Below are 18,547 nucleotides of genomic sequence, written 5' to 3'. Positions count from 1 at the left end.
GTTTTTTTATTGTTTTATCGATTCACCAATCATCCTCTTCGTTATTAGAACGATATAGTTTGAAGTTCCCTGTGGCAATTCTTTCGTTTGTTCGTTCCGTAATTCTTGTTTCACAGGATTTGCACATAAATGTATGGATAGGACGATTTCGTAATTTCTTTGCTTGGACAGAATGATCCTCAATGGATTCTATTTGGTCACAAATGACGCATTTTACTCTCATATTTACACCTCTTCATTTTACTAGACGGCAGTGTTTTCATGTTCCTAGTATACCATCCTTACTAGTAAATGTCTTATCTTCTAAATGAACTGTGATGAATATGAAGAGCTAATTTTTACAAATTTTATCCTTTAACACATGTTTTTTAACATATTTCAATTAAAATTTGTGATAACATGGTTATAATATACTATTGGGATGGTACGGTAGGAGGGATAGGAATGGCCAATCAAGTGGAGCCCATTTTAATCAAACCATTGCTAGATGAGTTGAAAAAAGAACGCTTTGTGACAATAGCAACTGTTGATTATGAAACAGGTGGACCGAACGTTAATGCGATTTCATGGATTTATGCTAAGGACGAGAAGACGATTTTCTTTGCTGTCGATAGTCGTTCTAGAATTGTGCAAAATATCCAAGAAAACAATCAGGTCGTACTTAATGTGATCGTCAATGAAAGCACATATTCCATTAGTGGAGAAGCGTTTCTTGTTGTAGATACAATGGATAATGTACCACTGAAGTTAGCTTTAGCAAAGATAAAAGTTTTAGAAGTCAGGGATGTCATGTTCTACGGCTCAAAAATTATAGTAGAGCCACAATATGATAAAACCTATGATCTTGATGCTGCATTACGATTAGACCGTCAAGTCATGGATGAAATGAAAAGAGCTTAGCCAAATTAAAAGGCTAAGCTCTTTTGTCATTAATCTAAATGATGGTTCGATTGTTCTTTCTGTTTCTCCTCTAATTGTTCAGATTGAGAGTTGTTTAGCTTTTCCTTTGGTTTATCGACAGTATTTTCTTTCGTATCCGGCTCGACCATATCCGCAGGGACTTCAGGCATTAGTCTCCCAGAGATATCAGCAAGCTCATTAAAAATCCCTTGCACTGGTTTACCATCTCGTATATCATCGGCAATTTCTCTAATTCTTGCAGTCATATCTGGGTCAGCTACAACAACGGCACGAGCACCGTGTGGATCTTTTTTCAAGCTCTCTGCTACAGAATATTTAATGGATCCGACTTCAGAACGTTCAAGATCTTCATTGACGTCAATACCAACAACAGCATAATTTCCAAGTACAACAGCAGTGGCATCATTAACATTAGGGATACTTGAAGCTAAGTCGACGAGATGCTGAGCGATCTCTTGTCCACTTTTCCGGTCCACATTTTGAATCGTAGAGTTTTTAACATTAAGTGCCTGTTGCTGCCCGTTATTCGGTTCGTTTGCTTCGTTTCGATTTGCTCCACAACCTGAGATTAGGAGTAATAGAATGATCATGATCACCCATTTTTTCATCATGAATGGCACCTCCTATATGATTTGAAAGTCATACGATTGATGTACTAGTTCTCCATTTGATTCTGCTTACAAAAGGAATCCTTATGATTATTGTGTAAAATTTCTTCTATCTTTATGCGAGAAAACATATATTTTACAAAGTTCTACCTATCCAACGGTTGGCTTATTGCAAACAGGTTGCTAAAAAAATACGGATTAAAACCTAAAAAAAGACCTATGAGGAGCAGGAGGCATAGACTTGACAAAAATTTATGTGTTAGATACAAATGTCTTGTTGCAAGACCCATATTCCATATTTTCATTTGAAGACAATGAAGTGGTTATTCCAGCAGTTGTACTCGAAGAAGTGGACTCAAAAAAACGCAATATGGACGAGATTGGAAGAAATGCGAGACAAGTATCAAGACTCATTGACGGCTTAAGACAAGCCGGTAAGCTGCATGAAAAAATACCTCTTGAAAATGGCGGTGCGTTGCGAATCGAATTGAATCATCGCTCATTTCACCAGCTTCAGGATATTTTTGTGGAAAAAACAAATGATAACCGAATATTGGCGGTTGCGAAAAATTTATCCCTTGAAGAAGAAACAAAATTGGATGGAAAACGAGTCATTTTAGTTAGCAAAGATGCACTTGTCAGAGTAAAAGCAGATGCAATTGGCCTTTATTCGGAAGACTTTCTCAGTGATCGGGTAATCGAAAATGACCATATTTATACAGGGATCGTCGAACAATTTGTAGACATCACTGTTTTGAATAGCTTTTATGAGAAAAAGGAGCTTCCTCTTTCAGAACTTGGGAATATATCTCTGTACCCAAATCAGTTTTTACTGATGAAGGACACACTAGGCTCCTCCACTTCTGCGATTGGAATGGTGGATCAAAGTGGAAATTACGTAAAAAAGCTAATATTTGACCATGATCACATTTGGGGCATTCGTTCGCGCAATGCGCAACAAACAATGGCAATTGAATTATTGTTGAGAAAGGACGTTCCATTAGTTACGTTAATTGGAAAAGCTGGTACTGGAAAAACATTATTAGCATTAGCGGCAGGATTGATGCAGACGGAGGATTATGGCGATTACAAAAAATTATTAGTTGCAAGACCGATCGTCCCTGTTGGAAAGGATTTAGGCTTTTTACCTGGAGAAAAGGAAGAAAAACTTCGTCCGTGGATGCAACCGATATATGACAATCTAGAATTTTTATTTAATGTTAAAAAGCCAGGGGAATTGGATGCAATTCTAGCAGGTATGGGTTCAATTGAGGTAGAGGCTCTCACATATATTCGTGGAAGAAGTATTCCTGATCAATTCATTATCATTGATGAGGCTCAAAATCTCACCAAGCATGAAATAAAGACAATTCTGACAAGGGTAGGAGAAAGAAGTAAAATTGTGTTAATGGGGGATCCAGAGCAAATTGACCATCCATATTTAGATGCGTACAACAACGGTCTTACATATGTTGTTGAGAAATTTAAAAATGAACCGATTGCAGGTCATGTAAAACTCTACAAAGGGGAAAGATCTGGACTGGCACAACTAGCGGCAGACTTACTCTAAAAATAATAAAGGGATTTTCGCCAACATTGTTGCTATTAAGTCATAGATAGGAGAATAAAGCCCTATTATGACTCGTTAAATGAGGATCAAGTAAGCAAAAAGTGCCTCGTAAAAAAAATCTGTGTTCAAAAACTTCATTTGAGGGGTAATGTCGGCCTCAGATTTTTTTCGGAGAAAAAAATTTGGACATATACGAAAAAACCACAATCATTACGAAAACAGCATTTATAAAAGACGATGTCCTAATTCGTGAAAAGGACATCGTCTTTTACATTATTCAATTTTAAATGATACGACGTTCTTTATTGGATTTTCATAGTTAGAGCCATCTCCATAATAACAATGGATAGGTCCATCTTCTCTCAGTGGTTTCCCATCCTTTGAGAATCCAAGAACCATTTTCTCTGCTACTGTTAACGGAATGGTGACCATACCATCAACTGTTTCAATGACAAGATTTTTAGCATTCTCACTAACTTCTGCGTTCGTTAGGAATGGTTTAAATGGAATACAAAAAGTACCTGTTAGAAGCTCTTCCTTTAAATACTTTTTCTCTGTTTTCAAAGTAGGTGGTACAACAGCACCTTCTATAATTTCTCGATCCCAATGCTTGGAGACTTCCTTCGTATATTCCTCAAGCGTATCCTTTTCTTCTTGTTGCTCATGGAAATACGTATGTAAGTCTTGACGTCTATCATCAAAAATCCAAACACTTGGATCTAAAGTAATGGTATATTTTACATTTCCAGATAACATAACGATTGATTCCATCATATCCCCCCTATTTCTATATAGTCATTATACTGATAATAAATGAATATGTCATATTTTCAGTTTTTTTGGCACATTCGTAGGAAGCTACAGTGTCTATCTTAATCTACTTGCATTTTTCCTCTTATAAGGTTAGAATTTATAGAAGGATAATCGCTCGGAAACGGGGGGATCAAGTTGGCGTCAGAAATGATAATCGATCATCGTGAAAAAGCAAATGCCCTGTTAAAGGCTGATGCTGATAAAATATTGAAGCTCATTAAAGTTCAAATGGATAATCTTACAATGCCGCAATGCCCTTTATATGAAGAGGTGTTGGATACGCAAATGTTTGGGTTATCTCGAGAAATAGATTTTGCCGTTCGCCTCGGTTTAGTGGAGGACAGAGTAGGGAAATCTATTCTTGATGAATTAGAAAGAGAACTTTCAGCTTTGCATGAGGCTTCACAAAAAAAATAAATAGTCATTCCTTCTTTGTTTTTATAAGAAGCGGTAGGAAGAAACGTGTATTTACACGATAAAGACTAAATAAAAAACTCAAACGTTACGGTAGGATCGTTTGAGTTTTTTTACATATCGCTTTTCATTTACTGAAATTTCGAATGAATGTTTAATAGAATAATGGAGATAAGGAAGGATTGTATGCTAAAGAAAGTACTTAAATCATACGATTATTCACTCATAATTGTCGTTATATTACTATCTATATTTGGTCTTGTTATGATCTATAGTGCAAGTATGGTAACCGCGATTCAAAGATATGGTTTTGAGAGTGATCATTTTTTCGTTAGGCAACGAATATTTTTGCTTGGTGGACTAGTCGTGTTTTTATTTTTTGCTATTGTTCCGTACAAGCTCTATCTAAATAACAAGGTATTAGTTCCCATCTTCTTACTTTCACTCATTTCATTAGTTGGAGTATTAAAGTTCGGTACGATTGCTGGAAATGCCCGAAGTTGGTTTGAATTTGGTCCGATTCGACTTCAACCGTCTGAATTTGTAAAAGTGGCCGTTATCGTTTATTTGGCTGCAGTATACGCCAAAAAACAACAGTACATAAATCAGTTTAATAAGGGAGTTCTTCCTCCATTAGTATTTATCATCCTCGTTTCCTTTTTAATTGCGGAGCAGCCAGATTATGGTACCGTCGCAATCATACTTTTAATTTCGGGAACGATTATTATTTCATCTGGAATGAATTTTAAAAGTATCCTTAAACTCGGAGCTTTAGGTGGAGTGATGTCCATCCCACTCGTTCTATTCTTAAGTGATAAAATTTTCTCCGAAACTCGACTCGATAGATTTAAAGTTCTGTTAGATCCGTTTGCTGAAGGTGTTGCCGAAGAAAGTGGCTATCATTTAATCAATTCTTTCTATGCCATTGGTGGTGGTGGAATGGATGGTCTTGGATTAGGGCAAAGTATTCAGAAATTAGGATATTTACCAGAACCACATACCGACTTCATTATGGCTGTTATTTCTGAGGAACTTGGAGTATTCGGAGTAGGGTTTGTCCTCTTGTCTTTAAGCTACATTGTTTTAAAGGGGATTTTTATTGGTTTAAAAGGAAAAGATCCATTTGGAAGTCTATTGGCGATCGGTATAGCAAGTATGATTGGGATTCAAACATTTATCAATTTGGCGGGGATTTCAGGAATTTTCCCTCTTATGGGGATTCCGCTTCCATTTGTCAGCTATGGTGGCTCATCATTGTTGCAGTTATCGATTGCAATGGGAATTTTAGTCAATGTCTCTATGTTTGTAAATTATGAAGAAAAATATAAATTAAAGGACAGCAATGAGGTCCATGTCGTTCCTGCTAGTAAAAATAGAGGATTTAAGGCTTGAAGGTTGAAAATGAGCGATGCGAATTATGACTGATTTGTGATGAAAAAAGACAAGTTTTCTGCTTGTTTTTTTTTCTATCGTTGTGAAAATCAGTATACCTATAGTAGAATAAAATAATAAAATTTTATATATTTCCACAATTGAAACATTGGTCACATTTTTTTATAAAGGACCAAATATACCCGATCATATATATTGCTAGTATGCTATAAAATTCATGCTGGCTAAGATCATTCTGCGAAAAAAATATCGTGAAAAATGAGGTGTTCTGATGGTGAAAAAGATTAACAAGGTTTTAGTTGCCAATAGAGGAGAGATTGCCATTCGGGTATTACGCGCATGTACTGAATTGAATATTCGTACCGTGGCTATCTACTCGAAAGAAGATTCCGGTTCATACCACCGTTACAAAGCTGATGAAGCTTATCTTGTAGGCGAAGGGAAAAAACCTATAGATGCTTATCTCGATATAGATGGAATAATTGAAATTGCCAAAGCAAGTGATGTAGATGCGATCCATCCGGGGTATGGTTTCTTATCTGAGAATATCCATTTTGCACGAAAATGTGAGGAAGAGGGCATTATTTTTATTGGCCCAAAATCACACCATTTGGATATGTTTGGGGATAAAGTAAAAGCTCGTGTACAAGCACAAAAAGCTCAAATTCCTGTTATACCTGGAAGCGATGGACCTGTATCCGCTGTAGATGAGGTTATTGAATTTGGGAAAAAGTATGGTTTTCCAATTATTATTAAAGCATCACTGGGCGGTGGTGGCCGCGGAATGCGGATTGTTAAAAGCCTAGAAGAAGTGGAACAAGCCTATGATCGGGCAAAGTCTGAAGCAAAAGCTGCATTCGGAAATGATGAAGTGTATGTGGAGAGATTTATTGAGAATCCAAAGCATATCGAGGTCCAAATTATTGGAGATGAAGTCGGCAATATTGTCCATTTGTATGAACGTGATTGTTCCGTACAACGTCGCCATCAGAAAGTAGTTGAAGTTGCACCATGTGTTAGCATTTCCAACTCATTAAGGGAAGAAATTTGTGATGCAGCAGTCAACTTAATGAAAAATGTTCAATACTTAAATGCTGGAACTGTCGAGTTTTTAGTCGCAAACGATGAATTCTTCTTTATAGAAGTCAATCCACGTGTCCAAGTAGAACATACGATTACAGAGATGATTACCGGTATTGATATTGTTCAGTCGCAAATATTAGTTGCTGAAGGTCATTCATTACATTCTGAATTAGTCGCAATACCAGAGCAAAAGGATATTAAAATCCATGGTTATGCGATTCAGTCTCGAGTAACGACAGAAGATCCATTAAACAACTTTATGCCTGATACAGGGAGAATTAATGCTTATCGCTCAGGTGGGGGATTTGGCGTACGTTTAGATGCAGGAAATGGCTTTGCAGGTGCGATTATTACTCCGTTTTACGATTCTTTACTTGTGAAACTTTCGACACATGCGATGACGTTTGAACAAGCAGCGTCAAAAATGGTGAGAAATTTACAAGAATTTCGAATTCGCGGCATTAAAACGAATATCCCGTTCCTGGTCAATGTGGTCAAACATAAGAAATTCAGGTCAGGTGAATACGATACTTCTTTTATCGATAAGACACCTGAGCTATTTTTATTCCCTGTTAGTAAGGACCGCGGGACTAAAATGCTTACATATATCGCAAATGTCACAGTCAATGGTTTTCCAGGGATCGATAAGAAAAAACGTCCTGTTTTTGAGACACCAAGAGTTCCGAAGCTGAAATTAACCGATCCTTATCAAAATGGAACAAAGCAAATATTAGATGAAAAAGGTGCAGAAGGGTTAGTAGATTGGGTTAAAAATCAAGAAAAAGTATTGCTAACTGATACGACATTCCGAGATGCCCATCAATCTTTATTAGCTACTCGTGTCCGAACAACGGATATTAAACATATTGCTGAGCCGACAGCAAAGCTGCTACCAGAAATGTTCAGTTTTGAAATGTGGGGCGGGGCAACCTTTGATGTTGCTTATCGTTTTTTAAAAGAGGATCCATGGGAGAGACTGTTAACTGTCCGAAAGCAAATCCCTAATGTATTGCTACAAATGCTTTTAAGAGCATCAAATGCGGTAGGTTACAAAAACTATCCTGATAATGTAATAAGAGAATTTGTTGAGAAATCAGCTTATGCAGGAATTGATGTCTTCCGAATCTTCGATAGCCTAAACTGGGTTAAAGGAATGGAAGTTGCGATTGACGCAGTCAGACAAACGGGAAAAATTGCTGAAGCAGCTATTTGCTATACTGGAGATATATCAGACCCTTCCAGAAAAAAATATGATTTAAATTACTATAAGAGTTTGGCGAAGGAATTGGAACAACAAGGAGCGCATATTCTTGGTATAAAAGATATGGCTGGCCTCTTGAAACCACAAGCTGCATACACATTAATTTCTGAATTAAAGGAAACAGTGGATATTCCCATTCATCTTCATACACATGACACAAGTGGGAATGGTCTATTCACTTATGCAAAGGCGATAGAAGCAGGAGTGGATATCGTCGATGTTGCCCTTAGTACAATGGCGGGCTTAACCTCTCAGCCAAGTGCAAATTCATTGTACTATGCCCTTGAAGGAACAAAGCGTAAACCAGATGTTGACATCTTTGCTTTAGAACAGTTATCTCATTATTGGGAAGATGTCCGTAAATACTATCAGGATTTCGAGAGTGGCATGATGGCACCACATACAGAGATTTATCAACACGAAATGCCTGGTGGACAATATAGTAACCTTCAGCAACAGGCTAAAGCAGTCGGTCTTGGTGATCGATGGGATGAAGTAAAGGAAATGTATGCCTGTGTCAACCAAATGTTTGGTGATATTGTAAAAGTTACACCTTCTTCAAAAGTGGTTGGTGATATGGCGTTATATATGGTTCAAAATGAATTATCGGTTGACGATGTTCTTGAAAAAGGGGAAAGCCTAGATTTCCCTGACTCTGTTGTCGAGTTATTTGAGGGCTATCTTGGTCAACCAGCAGGTGGATTCCCGAAAGAATTACAACGAGTCATTTTAAAAGGGAAAGAACCGATCGTTGTTCGTCCAGGTGAATTATTAGAGCCTGTCGATTTTGAGGCTACCAAGGCTGAGTTATATAAAGAACTTGGAAGGCCTGTAACCAGCTTTGAAGCAATCGCACATGCCCTTTATCCAAAAGTATTTAAAGAATATATTAGCACTGTCGAAAAATTTGGTGATGTTTCGGTCTTGGATACGCCTACTTTCTTATATGGAATGAGACTTGGAGAAGAAGTAGAAGTTGAAATTGAACGAGGAAAGACGTTAATCGTTAAATTAGTATCAATCGGACAACCGCAACCAGATGGTACAAGAGTCGTCTACTTTGAGTTAAACGGACAGCCTCGCGAGGTTATCGTCAAAGATGAAAGTATTAAATCTACAGTTGCTTCGAAAGTGAAAGCGGACCCTAAAAATGATCAACATATTGCTGCTTCGATGCCAGGCACAGTGATTAAAGTGATCGTTGAAAAAGGGGAAAAGGTTGAAAGAGGAGACCATCTCATGATTACTGAGGCAATGAAGATGGAAACGACCGTACAGGCTCCGTATTCCGGTGTTGTAAAGGATATATATGTTTCCAATGGGGAAGCAATCCAGACCGGAGACTTATTGATTGAGTTGACCAAATAAGAAGCAGAAAAATGCTAGGTCAAAAAGTCGATGGTAGTTTGGAGTGTATAAATTCCCTCGCAGTTGGCGGATCGCTATGAAAGAATAACAGGAAAAATTCCGCTTAATGAGCAACCATCGTGAAAAAGAGCCGAAATAACAGGAAAATTTCCTGCTATTCCCTGAAAAAATGCCAAAATAAACGCTTTTGCCCTCCATAAGCGGAAAATCTTCCGTTATTTCTCCTAAAAGGGACTCCGTTGAGGAGTTAACAGGAAAAATTCCGCTTAAGGGCGAGGGATGATTGGAGCAAATTAGGGTCTTTTTAGACAAAGTGGAAATCGATTGGATTCTTGAAAGCTAATTGGCGTTTCACTCGATTTTTTGTACGAGGAAAATCGATGGGCTTGCGTTAATGGCTAAATGAACAGACAAAAATAGAGAAAGGTGAATTCGAGTACCCTCAGGATTCACCTTTCTCTTTATTAGAAGCTAGTTATGTTCCAGCCTCTTTATTGTTCAGGATTAATCGTAATGGTGTCTTTTTGTTTTAATAAGATTTCATTTTTCTTACTTCTTGATGTTAAGAGAATAAAATAGCTTAAGACACCGAAAAGGCAGGAAATAAAAAATGCGTGTGATAGCGCAATAAATAAATTCAATCTTGTTAAAACAACTAATGCTCCTGATGTTACTTGGAGAGAAACAAGGGTACATGCTACGAGCCAACCCCAATAGACAACTTTTTGATGCCTGTAATGCTTAATTGCTAGATAGGTGATATAGGCGATCCAAATGAAGATTAAGCCTGCAGCAAAACGATGACCCATTTGCACCCACTCGTGAAAAGAGTTAGGTATATTTGGTTCGGTATTAATGCACAACGGCCAATCCCGACACACTAAACTGGCATTCACGTGCCTAACTAGTGCTCCAGTATAGACAACAACAAAGCTATATAATGTTACTCCAATAATATGCTTTCGCATTCTGCTGTCTAAAATAAGCTTGTCTGCCTCAAATTTCTTATCTACTTCAAAAATCAATAATGTTAGAAGAAATACTGCAGCAAAGGATATGAGAGAGACGCCAAAGTGAATCGCTAGTATGAAATCAGATTGACCCCAAATGACAGCTCCTGCACCAATTAAGCCCTGTAGTACTAAAAAGGAGAAAGAAAGTAAGGAGAGAAATTTCGTCTCGCGTATATGTCCAATTGCTTTCCATGACCAATAAGACAAAATAAGTACCATCAAACCGACTGTTCCAGACACCACTCTATGAGCTAATTCGATAACCAATTCTATCGTTATATCAGTAGGAATGAGTTGACCATTACATAACGGCCATGAACGACCACAGCCCATTCCTGATTCTGTTTTAGTCACTAGCGCCCCGCCGAGAAGAATGAGTAACATACCAATCGTTGTAAGCACTGCAAACCATTTTAGTGACTTTCTCAATTTCATACACCTACTTTAATAAAAATCAATTTGTCATCCTATAAACCATATCACGAATATTTTATCAAAAGAATAGATCTTGCATTTTTTCATACCACTTTTTTGATAGTACACAAAAAAAATGAAATTTACAATGGTATATGAATTTATCACCATTATTATAGTAAAAAGGTTGCAAAATGAATAAGAGTTTGCTAGAAATATATAAGAGTTAAATTTGATGGATAAATGCTTTTAGCTCTTTTATATTTTTGTATGAAAATATTTAAGTGAAGATGTATTCCTTTACATATATTATCTTGGTGTTTTTTGTGAATGTAATATTGTTATCGTAAGAAAACAACGGAGAAATCATGAAGTTTTCTTCAAAGTTCACAAAAATGGCAAAAAATATTCAAAAAATGTTCACAGATCATGCTAAAATATGGTTTAATAAAAGAGACAGAAACCCTTATACAATAACGATGTTTAATAACATTAACACTATGTCAATAGTGAAAAAATTATCCTGAAAAAAATTTGCAGGATTGCCTCGTGTCCGTTGCGAATATAGTGATATAGACAATGGTATTTGTGATAGGTTTTTTAGGAGGAAAAAAAATGAGTGATTTGAGGGCTTTAAGTGAAATGCCATCACCTAATTGTGAACAAGGTATACAAGGAACTGTGCCGAAGACAAATGCTTGGAAGGATTTTTTAGCCCTAATCAAAGTTGGAATTGTCAATTCCAATATGATTACCACCTTTACAGGCCTTTGGCTAGCGCTTTATTTTACGAACACGAGTTTTTTAGCGAGCCTTGACATCATTTTCTTTACGTTAGCAGGTTCCGCTCTTATTATTGCCGGTTCTTGTGCCATTAATAATTTCTATGATCGAGACATCGATCCATTAATGGAACGAACAAAGACAAGACCTACCGTAACAGGAAAGGTAAGTGGAACAGCGACTTTGTTGTTGGGAGTGGCTTTTGTCGCAGTTGGTATTATCTTTCTTTTACTGACAACGTTTACAGCAACATTGATTGGTATTGTCGGGATTGTAAGCTATGTATTTCTATATACGATGTGGACTAAAAGAAAATATGTATCGAACACGATCGTTGGAAGTATATCTGGAGCTGTACCCCCTTTAATTGGATGGGCAGCTATTGATCCGAGTCTCGATGTCATTGCTTGGAGCTTATTTTTCATCATGTTCGCATGGCAACCACCTCATTTTTATGCACTCGCAATGAGAAGGGTGGAGGAGTATCGGGCAGCTGGTATCCCTATGCTTCCTGTGATTAAAGGTTTCGATGTGACAAAGAAACATATCCTTGCTTGGGTCATCATATTATTTCCAGTACCATTTTTATTAACTTCCTTAGGTATACCTTTTTTAATACTAGCTACCCTATTAAATATAGGCTGGCTATTCATTGGAATAAATGGATATCGGAAAAAAGATGACATCAAGTGGGCCAAGTCGATGTTTGTATACTCATTACAATATATGACTATTATGTTTGTAGCTATGGTAATTGTCACACTTGTGTAGATTTTTTTTCATCATTTGTTTCTTACATAGAATTACTGTTTCAGTTTTAGTAAAAATTAAAGAGATAATAAAGTAACAACCAATTATTGGGAGAATTTTTCTTTACGTTTTAAGTAAAGGGGATTTATCTATAAATATTTTTCAAGAGAGTTAATTTCATAAAGCACCTGCTGATGACAACGACTTCCGCAAAAGGCATTGATTTTAGCATGAAGTGTTTATGGAATTCTTGACATTTCATTGGAATCGTAAATCGTTTTCAAACGATGATTAGACTTTGTGAAATTTTCTCATCCAAATTCAAATATTTTCTGTATGAAAGAGGGGTATGTTCAAACTATGAAAAAGCTAGCAAAATGGCGTCTGTTCTCTTTATTAGCGTTTATGGCGCTCATTCTTTCTGGTTGTGGCAAACCGTATTTATCAACGCTTCAACCGGCTGGTGAGGTTGCTCAAAGTCAATATGAGCTGATGAAATTAAGTACGATCATAATGGTTGGGGTAATTGCGATCGTAACAATCATCTTTTTAGTTGTTGTTTTCCGTTTTAAACGGAAAGATGAACAAATTCCTAAGCAAGTGGAAGGTAGTCATAAATTAGAAATTATCTGGACTGTTATTCCAATTTTATTATTACTTGTTTTGGCTGTCCCAACGGTAGTGGAAACATTCAGACTTGCAGATGTGTCCGCAATGGACGAGGTTAATGAAGAAGGCGAAAAAGACGCACTAGTAGTAAATGTTCGTGCAAATCTTTATTGGTGGGAGTTTGAATATCCAAATCAAAAGATCGTAACAAGCCAGGAACTAGTTGTTCCAACAGACGAGAAGGTTTATTTCAACTTGAAAGCATCGGATGTGAAGCATTCATTCTGGATTCCATCAATTGGTGGAAAGATGGATACAAACACTGATAACGTTAATAAATTTTGGTTGAATTTTGATTCTGAAGGTGCTGAAAAAGCTGGAGAGCTGTTTTATGGAAAATGTGCAGAGCTTTGTGGTCCATCCCATGCATTAATGGACTTTAAAGTAAGAGCCCTTCCTAATGACGAATTCGATCAATGGGTTGCATCGATGCAAGCTGTTGAAGAGCCTGTTGAAACAGAAGTTGCTCTTGAGCAAGAAGGTCAAGCGCTTTTCAATGAAAGCTGTATTAGCTGTCATGCTGTGACACCAGGAAATGATACACCAGAAGCAGCTCGAGTGGCCCCAAATTTAACTAATTTTGGTGAGCGAGCTTATGTAGCGGGAATATTAGAAAATAACGAAGAAAACATTAAAAAGTGGTTAGCTGACCCTGAAACAGTGAAGCCAGGAAACAAAATGAGTAAAACTTACGGAAAATTAACACCTCAACAAATTGATGCTTTAACGGCTTATTTAATGAGCTTAAAAGTAGAGGAATAACCGTATTTATTTACTGTAAATGACAAATTAGAACGATAAATGACCTTAATTATATTCTTTGTATAGCTAGGGGATTAGTTTTTCAAAGGGAGGTAAAATTGTGAGTACGTACGCTCAGAAAAAGGGGTTCGGAGCAACAATTTGGGACTATTTAACAACTGTTGACCACAAGAAAATAGCGATTCTGTACTTTATCGCAGGAGGATTCTTTTTCGTTGTTGGTGGTCTCGAAGCGATGTTCATCCGAATTCAGCTAGCAGTACCGAATAGCGATTTCGTTAGTGCTGGACTTTTTAATCAAATATTAACGATGCATGGTACAACGATGATTTTCTTGGCTGCAATGCCATTGTTATTTGGGTTTATGAATGCGGTTATGCCGTTACAAATAGGTGCTCGTGATGTTGCGTTTCCTTTCATTAATGCACTTGGATTTTGGTTATTCTTCTTTGGGGGAGTATTCTTAAATCTATCATGGTTTCTAGGCGGAGCTCCTGATGCTGGCTGGACGTCATATGCATCACTTGCTCTTGAATCTGGAGGACATGGAATTGATTTCTACTTATTAGGTTTACAAATATCTGGTGCTGGTACATTAATGGGGGGAATTAACTTCCTCGTAACGATCATTAATATGCGTGCACCGGGAATGACTTATATGCGTATGCCTTTATTCACTTGGACAACATTTGTGGCATCAGCATTAATTCTATTTGCGTTCCCTCCATTAACAGTAGGGATCTTCTTATTAATGTTTGATAGACTATTTGGTTCCAATTTCTTCGTTACTGCTGCTGGTGGTAATACGATCATTTGGGAGCACTTATTCTGGATTTTTGGACACCCTGAAGTATACATTCTTGTACTTCCTGCATTTGGTATTTTTTCGGAAATTATTCCTGTTTTTTCAAGGAAAAGACTTTTTGGTTACTCATCTATGGTGTTTGCAACAGTCTTAATCGGTTTCTTAGGATTCATGGTTTGGGCTCACCATATGTTTACAGTTGGACTTGGGCCGATTGCCAATGCAATCTTTGCCGTTGCAACGATGGCTATTGCTGTTCCAACGGGGATAAAAATATTTAACTGGCTCTTTACGATGTGGGGAGGAAGTATTAAATTTACTACCCCGATGCATTATGCAGTAGCCTTTATTCCTTCATTCTTAATGGGGGGAGTTACAGGGGTTATGTTAGCAAGTGCTGCAGCAGATTATCAGTACCATGATACGTATTTTGTTGTTGCTCACTTCCACTACGTAATTGTCGGTGGTGTTGTATTTGCTATTCTAGGTGGTACAGCATTCTACTGGCCAAAAATGTTCGGTACAATGTTAAATGAAACATTAGGAAAAATCACATTCTGGTTATTCTTTATCGGTTTCCACTTAACATTCTTTATCCAACATTTCTTAGGTCTTTGGGGAATGCCTAGACGTATTTTCACATTCCTTAAAGGGCAAGGTTTTGAAACTGCGAACTTTGTTAGTACGGTCGGAGCATTCTTTATGGCCGCAGCGACGATTGTGTTAGTCGTAAACATTATTATCACAACGGTTAAAAATGAAAAAGTGGGCAATGACCCATGGGGTGATGGAAGAACACTTGAGTGGGCAATCCCATCTCCACCACCATTTTACAATTTTAAACAGCTTCCATTAGTCCGTGGCTTAGACCCACTTTGGATTGAAAAAATGGAAGGGAAAAAAGGAATGACTCCTGCAGAACCACTTGGAGATATTCATATGCCGAATGCATCTTTTATTCCTTTCGTTATTTCATTCGGACTATTTGTTGCAGCATTTGGAGCGATGTACCGACTTGATCATGGATGGGGATTACCGGTTTTAATCATCGGACTAGCGATTACATTCGGTTCAATGTTCTTACGTTCTATAAAGGATGACCATGGCTTCCATATTCATAAGGAAGACTTAATGGATGAAGATGATGATAAGGGGGTTAAGGCATAATGCAAGCTGAAGAAAAAATGACACTTGAAAAATGGCCTGCGGCGCCTGAAAAGCAAACCCTTGAAGCAAAGAATAAATTCCTTGGATTTTGGTTGTTTCTTGGCGGGGAGACGGTGCTATTTGCCTCTCTCTTCGCAACGTACCTTGCCTTAAAAGATAAGGTTCCAAGTCCAGATCATGCATTAGCAAAGGATTTATTCGAAATACCGTTAGCCTTTTTAATGACGATGCTTCTATTAACAAGTTCACTGACAAGTGTATATGCAATGTATCACATGAAAAACTTTGAATTTAAAAAAATGCAGTTATGGCTTGGGGTTACTGTCCTTCTTGGACTTGGGTTCCTTGGTTGTGAAATTTATGAGTTTTATCATTATGTACATCACTATGAGCATACATTTACTAGTAGTGCCTTCGGTTCAGCGTTTTACACATTAGTTGGTTTTCATGGTGGGCACGTTGTCTTTGGGTTAGCATGGATTATTACCTTAATGGTCCGTAACGCAAATAGAGGATTAAGTCTATACAATGCACCAAAGTTTTATATCGCTAGTCTTTACTGGCATTTCATCGATGTTGTATGGGTATTTATCTTCTCTGTAGTATATCTAATGGGAATGGTGGGATAAACTATGGAAAATAATCACACGAATACGGAAAATGCGACTGTAGATATCGCTTATCGACGTAAAAAGAATGCTGAGGAAATGAGACATCAGGTTATTACCTTTGCGATGATGATTTTCTTCACAATCGTAGCTTTTGTAGCTGTCGGTGCTGGAATGACAGGCTGGTTTACAATTCCATTCATCCTGTTACTTGCTGCGATTCAAGTTATTTTTCAGCTATATTATTTCATGCATATGAGTCATAAAGGACATGAAGCACCTGCGTTATTCTTGTACTCTGGGTTGCTTGTAGGATTAATTACGGTACTTGCTTTTATGACAATTGTGTGGTGGTAAGAGTAATTGAAAATCGGCTGTATTAGGCCGATTTTCTTTTTTAAGTTATAATAGATTTGAGAGATTCTACTTGGAGAAAAACAATGTTAACTGTTCAATCTCCAATGAAGGAATGAATAGAGGTGAAGGATTCATGTTATCTTTAAATATGTTTGGTTTTAAAGCGTTGTGGAGTCCTTTTTTCTTTGTAGCAATGGTAGCCCTTTTAGTTATCTACTTTCTCATCACTGTAACTTGGAGAAATCGATTTAAGGATTCAGAACCTTTAACGATGAGACAAGGAGTTCTATTTTCCACGGCCGTCATTTTACTTTATGTGATTAAGGGATCGCCGATAGACTTAATGAGCCATCTTATGTTTTATGCGCATATGATTCAAATGGGTGTGTTGTATCTAGTTATTGCACCGCTCTTTATTGTAGGAACTCCGCAATGGATATGGAAGAAAGTGCTGAGTCTTCCAATTGTGCGTCCACTTTTTGCGTTTTTTACAAAACCAATAATCGCTTTAATTTTGTTCAATGGCGTCTTTTCTTTTTATCATATTCCATTGATCTTTGATGTGATCAAGACAGATATGCTTTTACATGCTTCATACACAACTCTATTGTTCTTGATGGCTATTTTTATGTGGTGGCCACTTGTGAACCAGGTAGAAGGGGAAAAAAGATTAAGTGGTGTGAAGAAAATTGGCTACATCTTTGCCGATGGAGTGTTGTTAACACCTGCTTGTGCCTTAATTATTTTCAATGATGTACCGATGTATGCTACATTTTCTGATCCAAGTGCTTGGGCTAAAGCTTTAGAGCTTTGTGTTTCTCCAACCGTTTTATCAACTTTGAGTTTGAGTGGTCCCGAAATGTTTAACTCGATGTCATTGCTGCATGATCAGCAATTGGGTGGAGTCTTAATGAAAGTCATTCAAGAAATCGTTTATGGTGTTGTTCTATTCCAAGTCTTTTTTGAATGGTATAAAAAAGAACAAGAGGAATCAGAGGCTGAGCTTCGTCATTTTGACCCTCAGACAATTAAGTAGTGACATTTGGCACCTTATTCAGGTGCTTTTTTTCTTTTATGCGTAGAAGTGCAAAAAGCTTTGTTCTATGCAATGCAATAATTTCTATTAAATAAATCACATTTTTACCAATAAATATGACAGAATTCGTACACTTTTTATATATTGCCAATTGAAGATTGAAAATGTATGGATAGTCTACTAAAATTAGTCTTATGTAAATAAATTTTACAAAATCGGTATGTGATACATAATTTATTTGGATATGAAGAAAGGAATAAAGTGATGAATTTTAATTTACCTATTTTACCAACAATAAGCACGACGTTTATTGTTTTAAGTGCGATCACAGTGGCGATTGGTTGGAGCCAAATTAGACAAGGAAAAAGAGAAGCTCACCAAAAGACGATGTTTTTAGGTGCAGTATTTGCGATTATTTTCTTTGTCATTTATGCTTCTAGAACGATTTTTATCGGAAACACAGCTTTTGGTGGTCCTGATGATATTAAAATTTACTATACAATCTTTTTAATTTTTCATATCACACTAGCGACAGTAGGTGCGGTTTTAGGAATTATGTCTCTTGTTACAGGATATCAAAAGAAGTTTGCATTTCATCGTAAATTGGGCCCGATTACAAGTTATATTTGGTTTTTTACAGCGATAACAGGCGTTGCAGTTTATTTATTACTTTATGTATTCTATCATGGTGGGGAAACGACATCAGTTATTAAAGCTATTTTAGGGCTATAAAAAAGGCAGTTCCAGTGTCAT

The 18,547-nt window shown here is 37.1% G+C and carries 16 protein-coding genes; 12 read left to right on the top strand and 4 right to left on the bottom strand.

The genetic code is table 11. The features are described 5' to 3' along the window. Positions 1-22: 22 nt before the first annotated feature. A complete protein-coding gene (locus BMSHG_RS02930) occupies positions 23-223 on the bottom strand; it encodes a YlaI family protein (protein WP_019152938.1) in 201 nt (66 codons plus the stop codon). 221 nt (positions 224-444) lie between these two features. On the opposite strand from BMSHG_RS02930, the gene BMSHG_RS02925 reads away from it, so the two are divergent. Beyond that, a complete protein-coding gene (locus tag BMSHG_RS02925) occupies positions 445-900 on the top strand; it encodes a pyridoxamine 5'-phosphate oxidase family protein (protein ID WP_019152937.1) in 456 nt (151 codons plus the stop codon). Positions 901-929: 29 nt separating this feature from the next. Here BMSHG_RS02925 and BMSHG_RS02920 read toward each other — a convergent pair whose 3' ends face one another. Then, on the bottom strand, positions 930-1,529 hold the full coding sequence (locus tag BMSHG_RS02920) for a YhcN/YlaJ family sporulation lipoprotein (RefSeq protein ID WP_026073300.1): 600 nt from the start codon (positions 1,527-1,529) through the stop codon (positions 930-932). 241 nt (positions 1,530-1,770) lie between these two features. On the opposite strand from BMSHG_RS02920, the gene BMSHG_RS02915 reads away from it, so the two are divergent. Then, on the top strand, positions 1,771-3,099 hold the full coding sequence (locus BMSHG_RS02915; RefSeq protein ID WP_019152935.1) for a PhoH family protein: 1,329 nt from the start codon (positions 1,771-1,773) through the stop codon (positions 3,097-3,099). Positions 3,100-3,372: 273 nt separating this feature from the next. Here BMSHG_RS02915 and BMSHG_RS02905 read toward each other — a convergent pair whose 3' ends face one another. Further along, positions 3,373-3,870 carry a hypothetical protein gene (locus BMSHG_RS02905; RefSeq protein ID WP_019152933.1) on the bottom strand — a complete coding sequence of 166 codons (498 nt, stop codon included), beginning with the start codon at positions 3,868-3,870 and terminating at the stop codon, positions 3,373-3,375. A gap of 177 nt (positions 3,871-4,047) precedes the next feature. Here BMSHG_RS02905 and BMSHG_RS02900 point away from each other — a divergent pair, with 177 nt between their 5' ends. From BMSHG_RS02900 to pyc, 3 genes are all read left to right on the top strand, one after another. Then, a complete protein-coding gene (locus BMSHG_RS02900; RefSeq protein WP_019152932.1) occupies positions 4,048-4,329 on the top strand; it encodes a YlaN family protein in 282 nt (93 codons plus the stop codon). A 183-nt stretch (positions 4,330-4,512) separates the two neighbouring features. Beyond that, on the top strand, positions 4,513-5,718 hold the full coding sequence (locus BMSHG_RS02895) for an FtsW/RodA/SpoVE family cell cycle protein (RefSeq protein WP_019152931.1): 1,206 nt from the start codon (positions 4,513-4,515) through the stop codon (positions 5,716-5,718). 271 nt (positions 5,719-5,989) lie between these two features. Next, the gene (gene pyc, locus BMSHG_RS02890; RefSeq protein ID WP_019152930.1) at positions 5,990-9,430 is read left to right on the top strand and encodes a pyruvate carboxylase; all 3,441 of its coding nucleotides are present in this window, start codon (positions 5,990-5,992) and stop codon (positions 9,428-9,430) included. A 491-nt stretch (positions 9,431-9,921) separates the two neighbouring features. On the opposite strand, the gene BMSHG_RS02885 is transcribed toward pyc, so the two are convergent. Beyond that, on the bottom strand, positions 9,922-10,872 hold the full coding sequence (locus BMSHG_RS02885) for a COX15/CtaA family protein (RefSeq protein ID WP_019152929.1): 951 nt from the start codon (positions 10,870-10,872) through the stop codon (positions 9,922-9,924). Between the two features lie 600 nt (positions 10,873-11,472). On the opposite strand from BMSHG_RS02885, the gene cyoE reads away from it, so the two are divergent. The 7 genes from cyoE to BMSHG_RS02845 all read left to right on the top strand — a co-directional run bounded on the left by cyoE (position 11,473) and on the right by BMSHG_RS02845 (position 18,526). Then, on the top strand, positions 11,473-12,411 hold the full coding sequence (cyoE, locus tag BMSHG_RS02875; RefSeq protein WP_019152927.1) for a heme o synthase: 939 nt from the start codon (positions 11,473-11,475) through the stop codon (positions 12,409-12,411). Positions 12,412-12,750: 339 nt separating this feature from the next. Further along, positions 12,751-13,821, top strand: a complete 1,071-nt coding sequence (gene coxB / locus BMSHG_RS02870; RefSeq protein WP_019152926.1) for a cytochrome c oxidase subunit II — start codon at positions 12,751-12,753, stop codon at positions 13,819-13,821. A gap of 100 nt (positions 13,822-13,921) precedes the next feature. Further along, the gene (ctaD, locus tag BMSHG_RS02865; protein ID WP_019152925.1) at positions 13,922-15,793 is read left to right on the top strand and encodes a cytochrome c oxidase subunit I; all 1,872 of its coding nucleotides are present in this window, start codon (positions 13,922-13,924) and stop codon (positions 15,791-15,793) included. Then, a complete protein-coding gene (locus BMSHG_RS02860; protein ID WP_019152924.1) occupies positions 15,793-16,422 on the top strand; it encodes a cytochrome (ubi)quinol oxidase subunit III in 630 nt (209 codons plus the stop codon). Before ctaD ends, BMSHG_RS02860 begins: the two co-directional genes overlap by 1 nt. A 3-nt stretch (positions 16,423-16,425) precedes the next feature. After that, positions 16,426-16,758: a cytochrome c oxidase subunit IVB gene (gene ctaF / locus BMSHG_RS02855; protein ID WP_019152923.1), complete on the top strand. Its 333-nt coding sequence runs from the start codon at positions 16,426-16,428 to the stop codon at positions 16,756-16,758. 133 nt (positions 16,759-16,891) lie between these two features. Further along, positions 16,892-17,794 carry a cytochrome c oxidase assembly factor CtaG gene (gene ctaG / locus BMSHG_RS02850; RefSeq protein ID WP_019152922.1) on the top strand — a complete coding sequence of 301 codons (903 nt, stop codon included), beginning with the start codon at positions 16,892-16,894 and terminating at the stop codon, positions 17,792-17,794. A 264-nt stretch (positions 17,795-18,058) separates the two neighbouring features. Further along, on the top strand, positions 18,059-18,526 hold the full coding sequence (locus BMSHG_RS02845) for a DUF420 domain-containing protein (RefSeq protein WP_019152921.1): 468 nt from the start codon (positions 18,059-18,061) through the stop codon (positions 18,524-18,526). Positions 18,527-18,547: the final 21 nt, after the last annotated feature.

The organism is Robertmurraya massiliosenegalensis JC6 (assembly GCF_000311725.1).
Lineage (GTDB): Bacteria > Bacillota > Bacilli > Bacillales > Cytobacillaceae > Robertmurraya > Robertmurraya massiliosenegalensis.
Note: the sequence above shows the minus strand (reverse complement) of the source record. Positions and strands in the feature narration are given on the sequence as shown.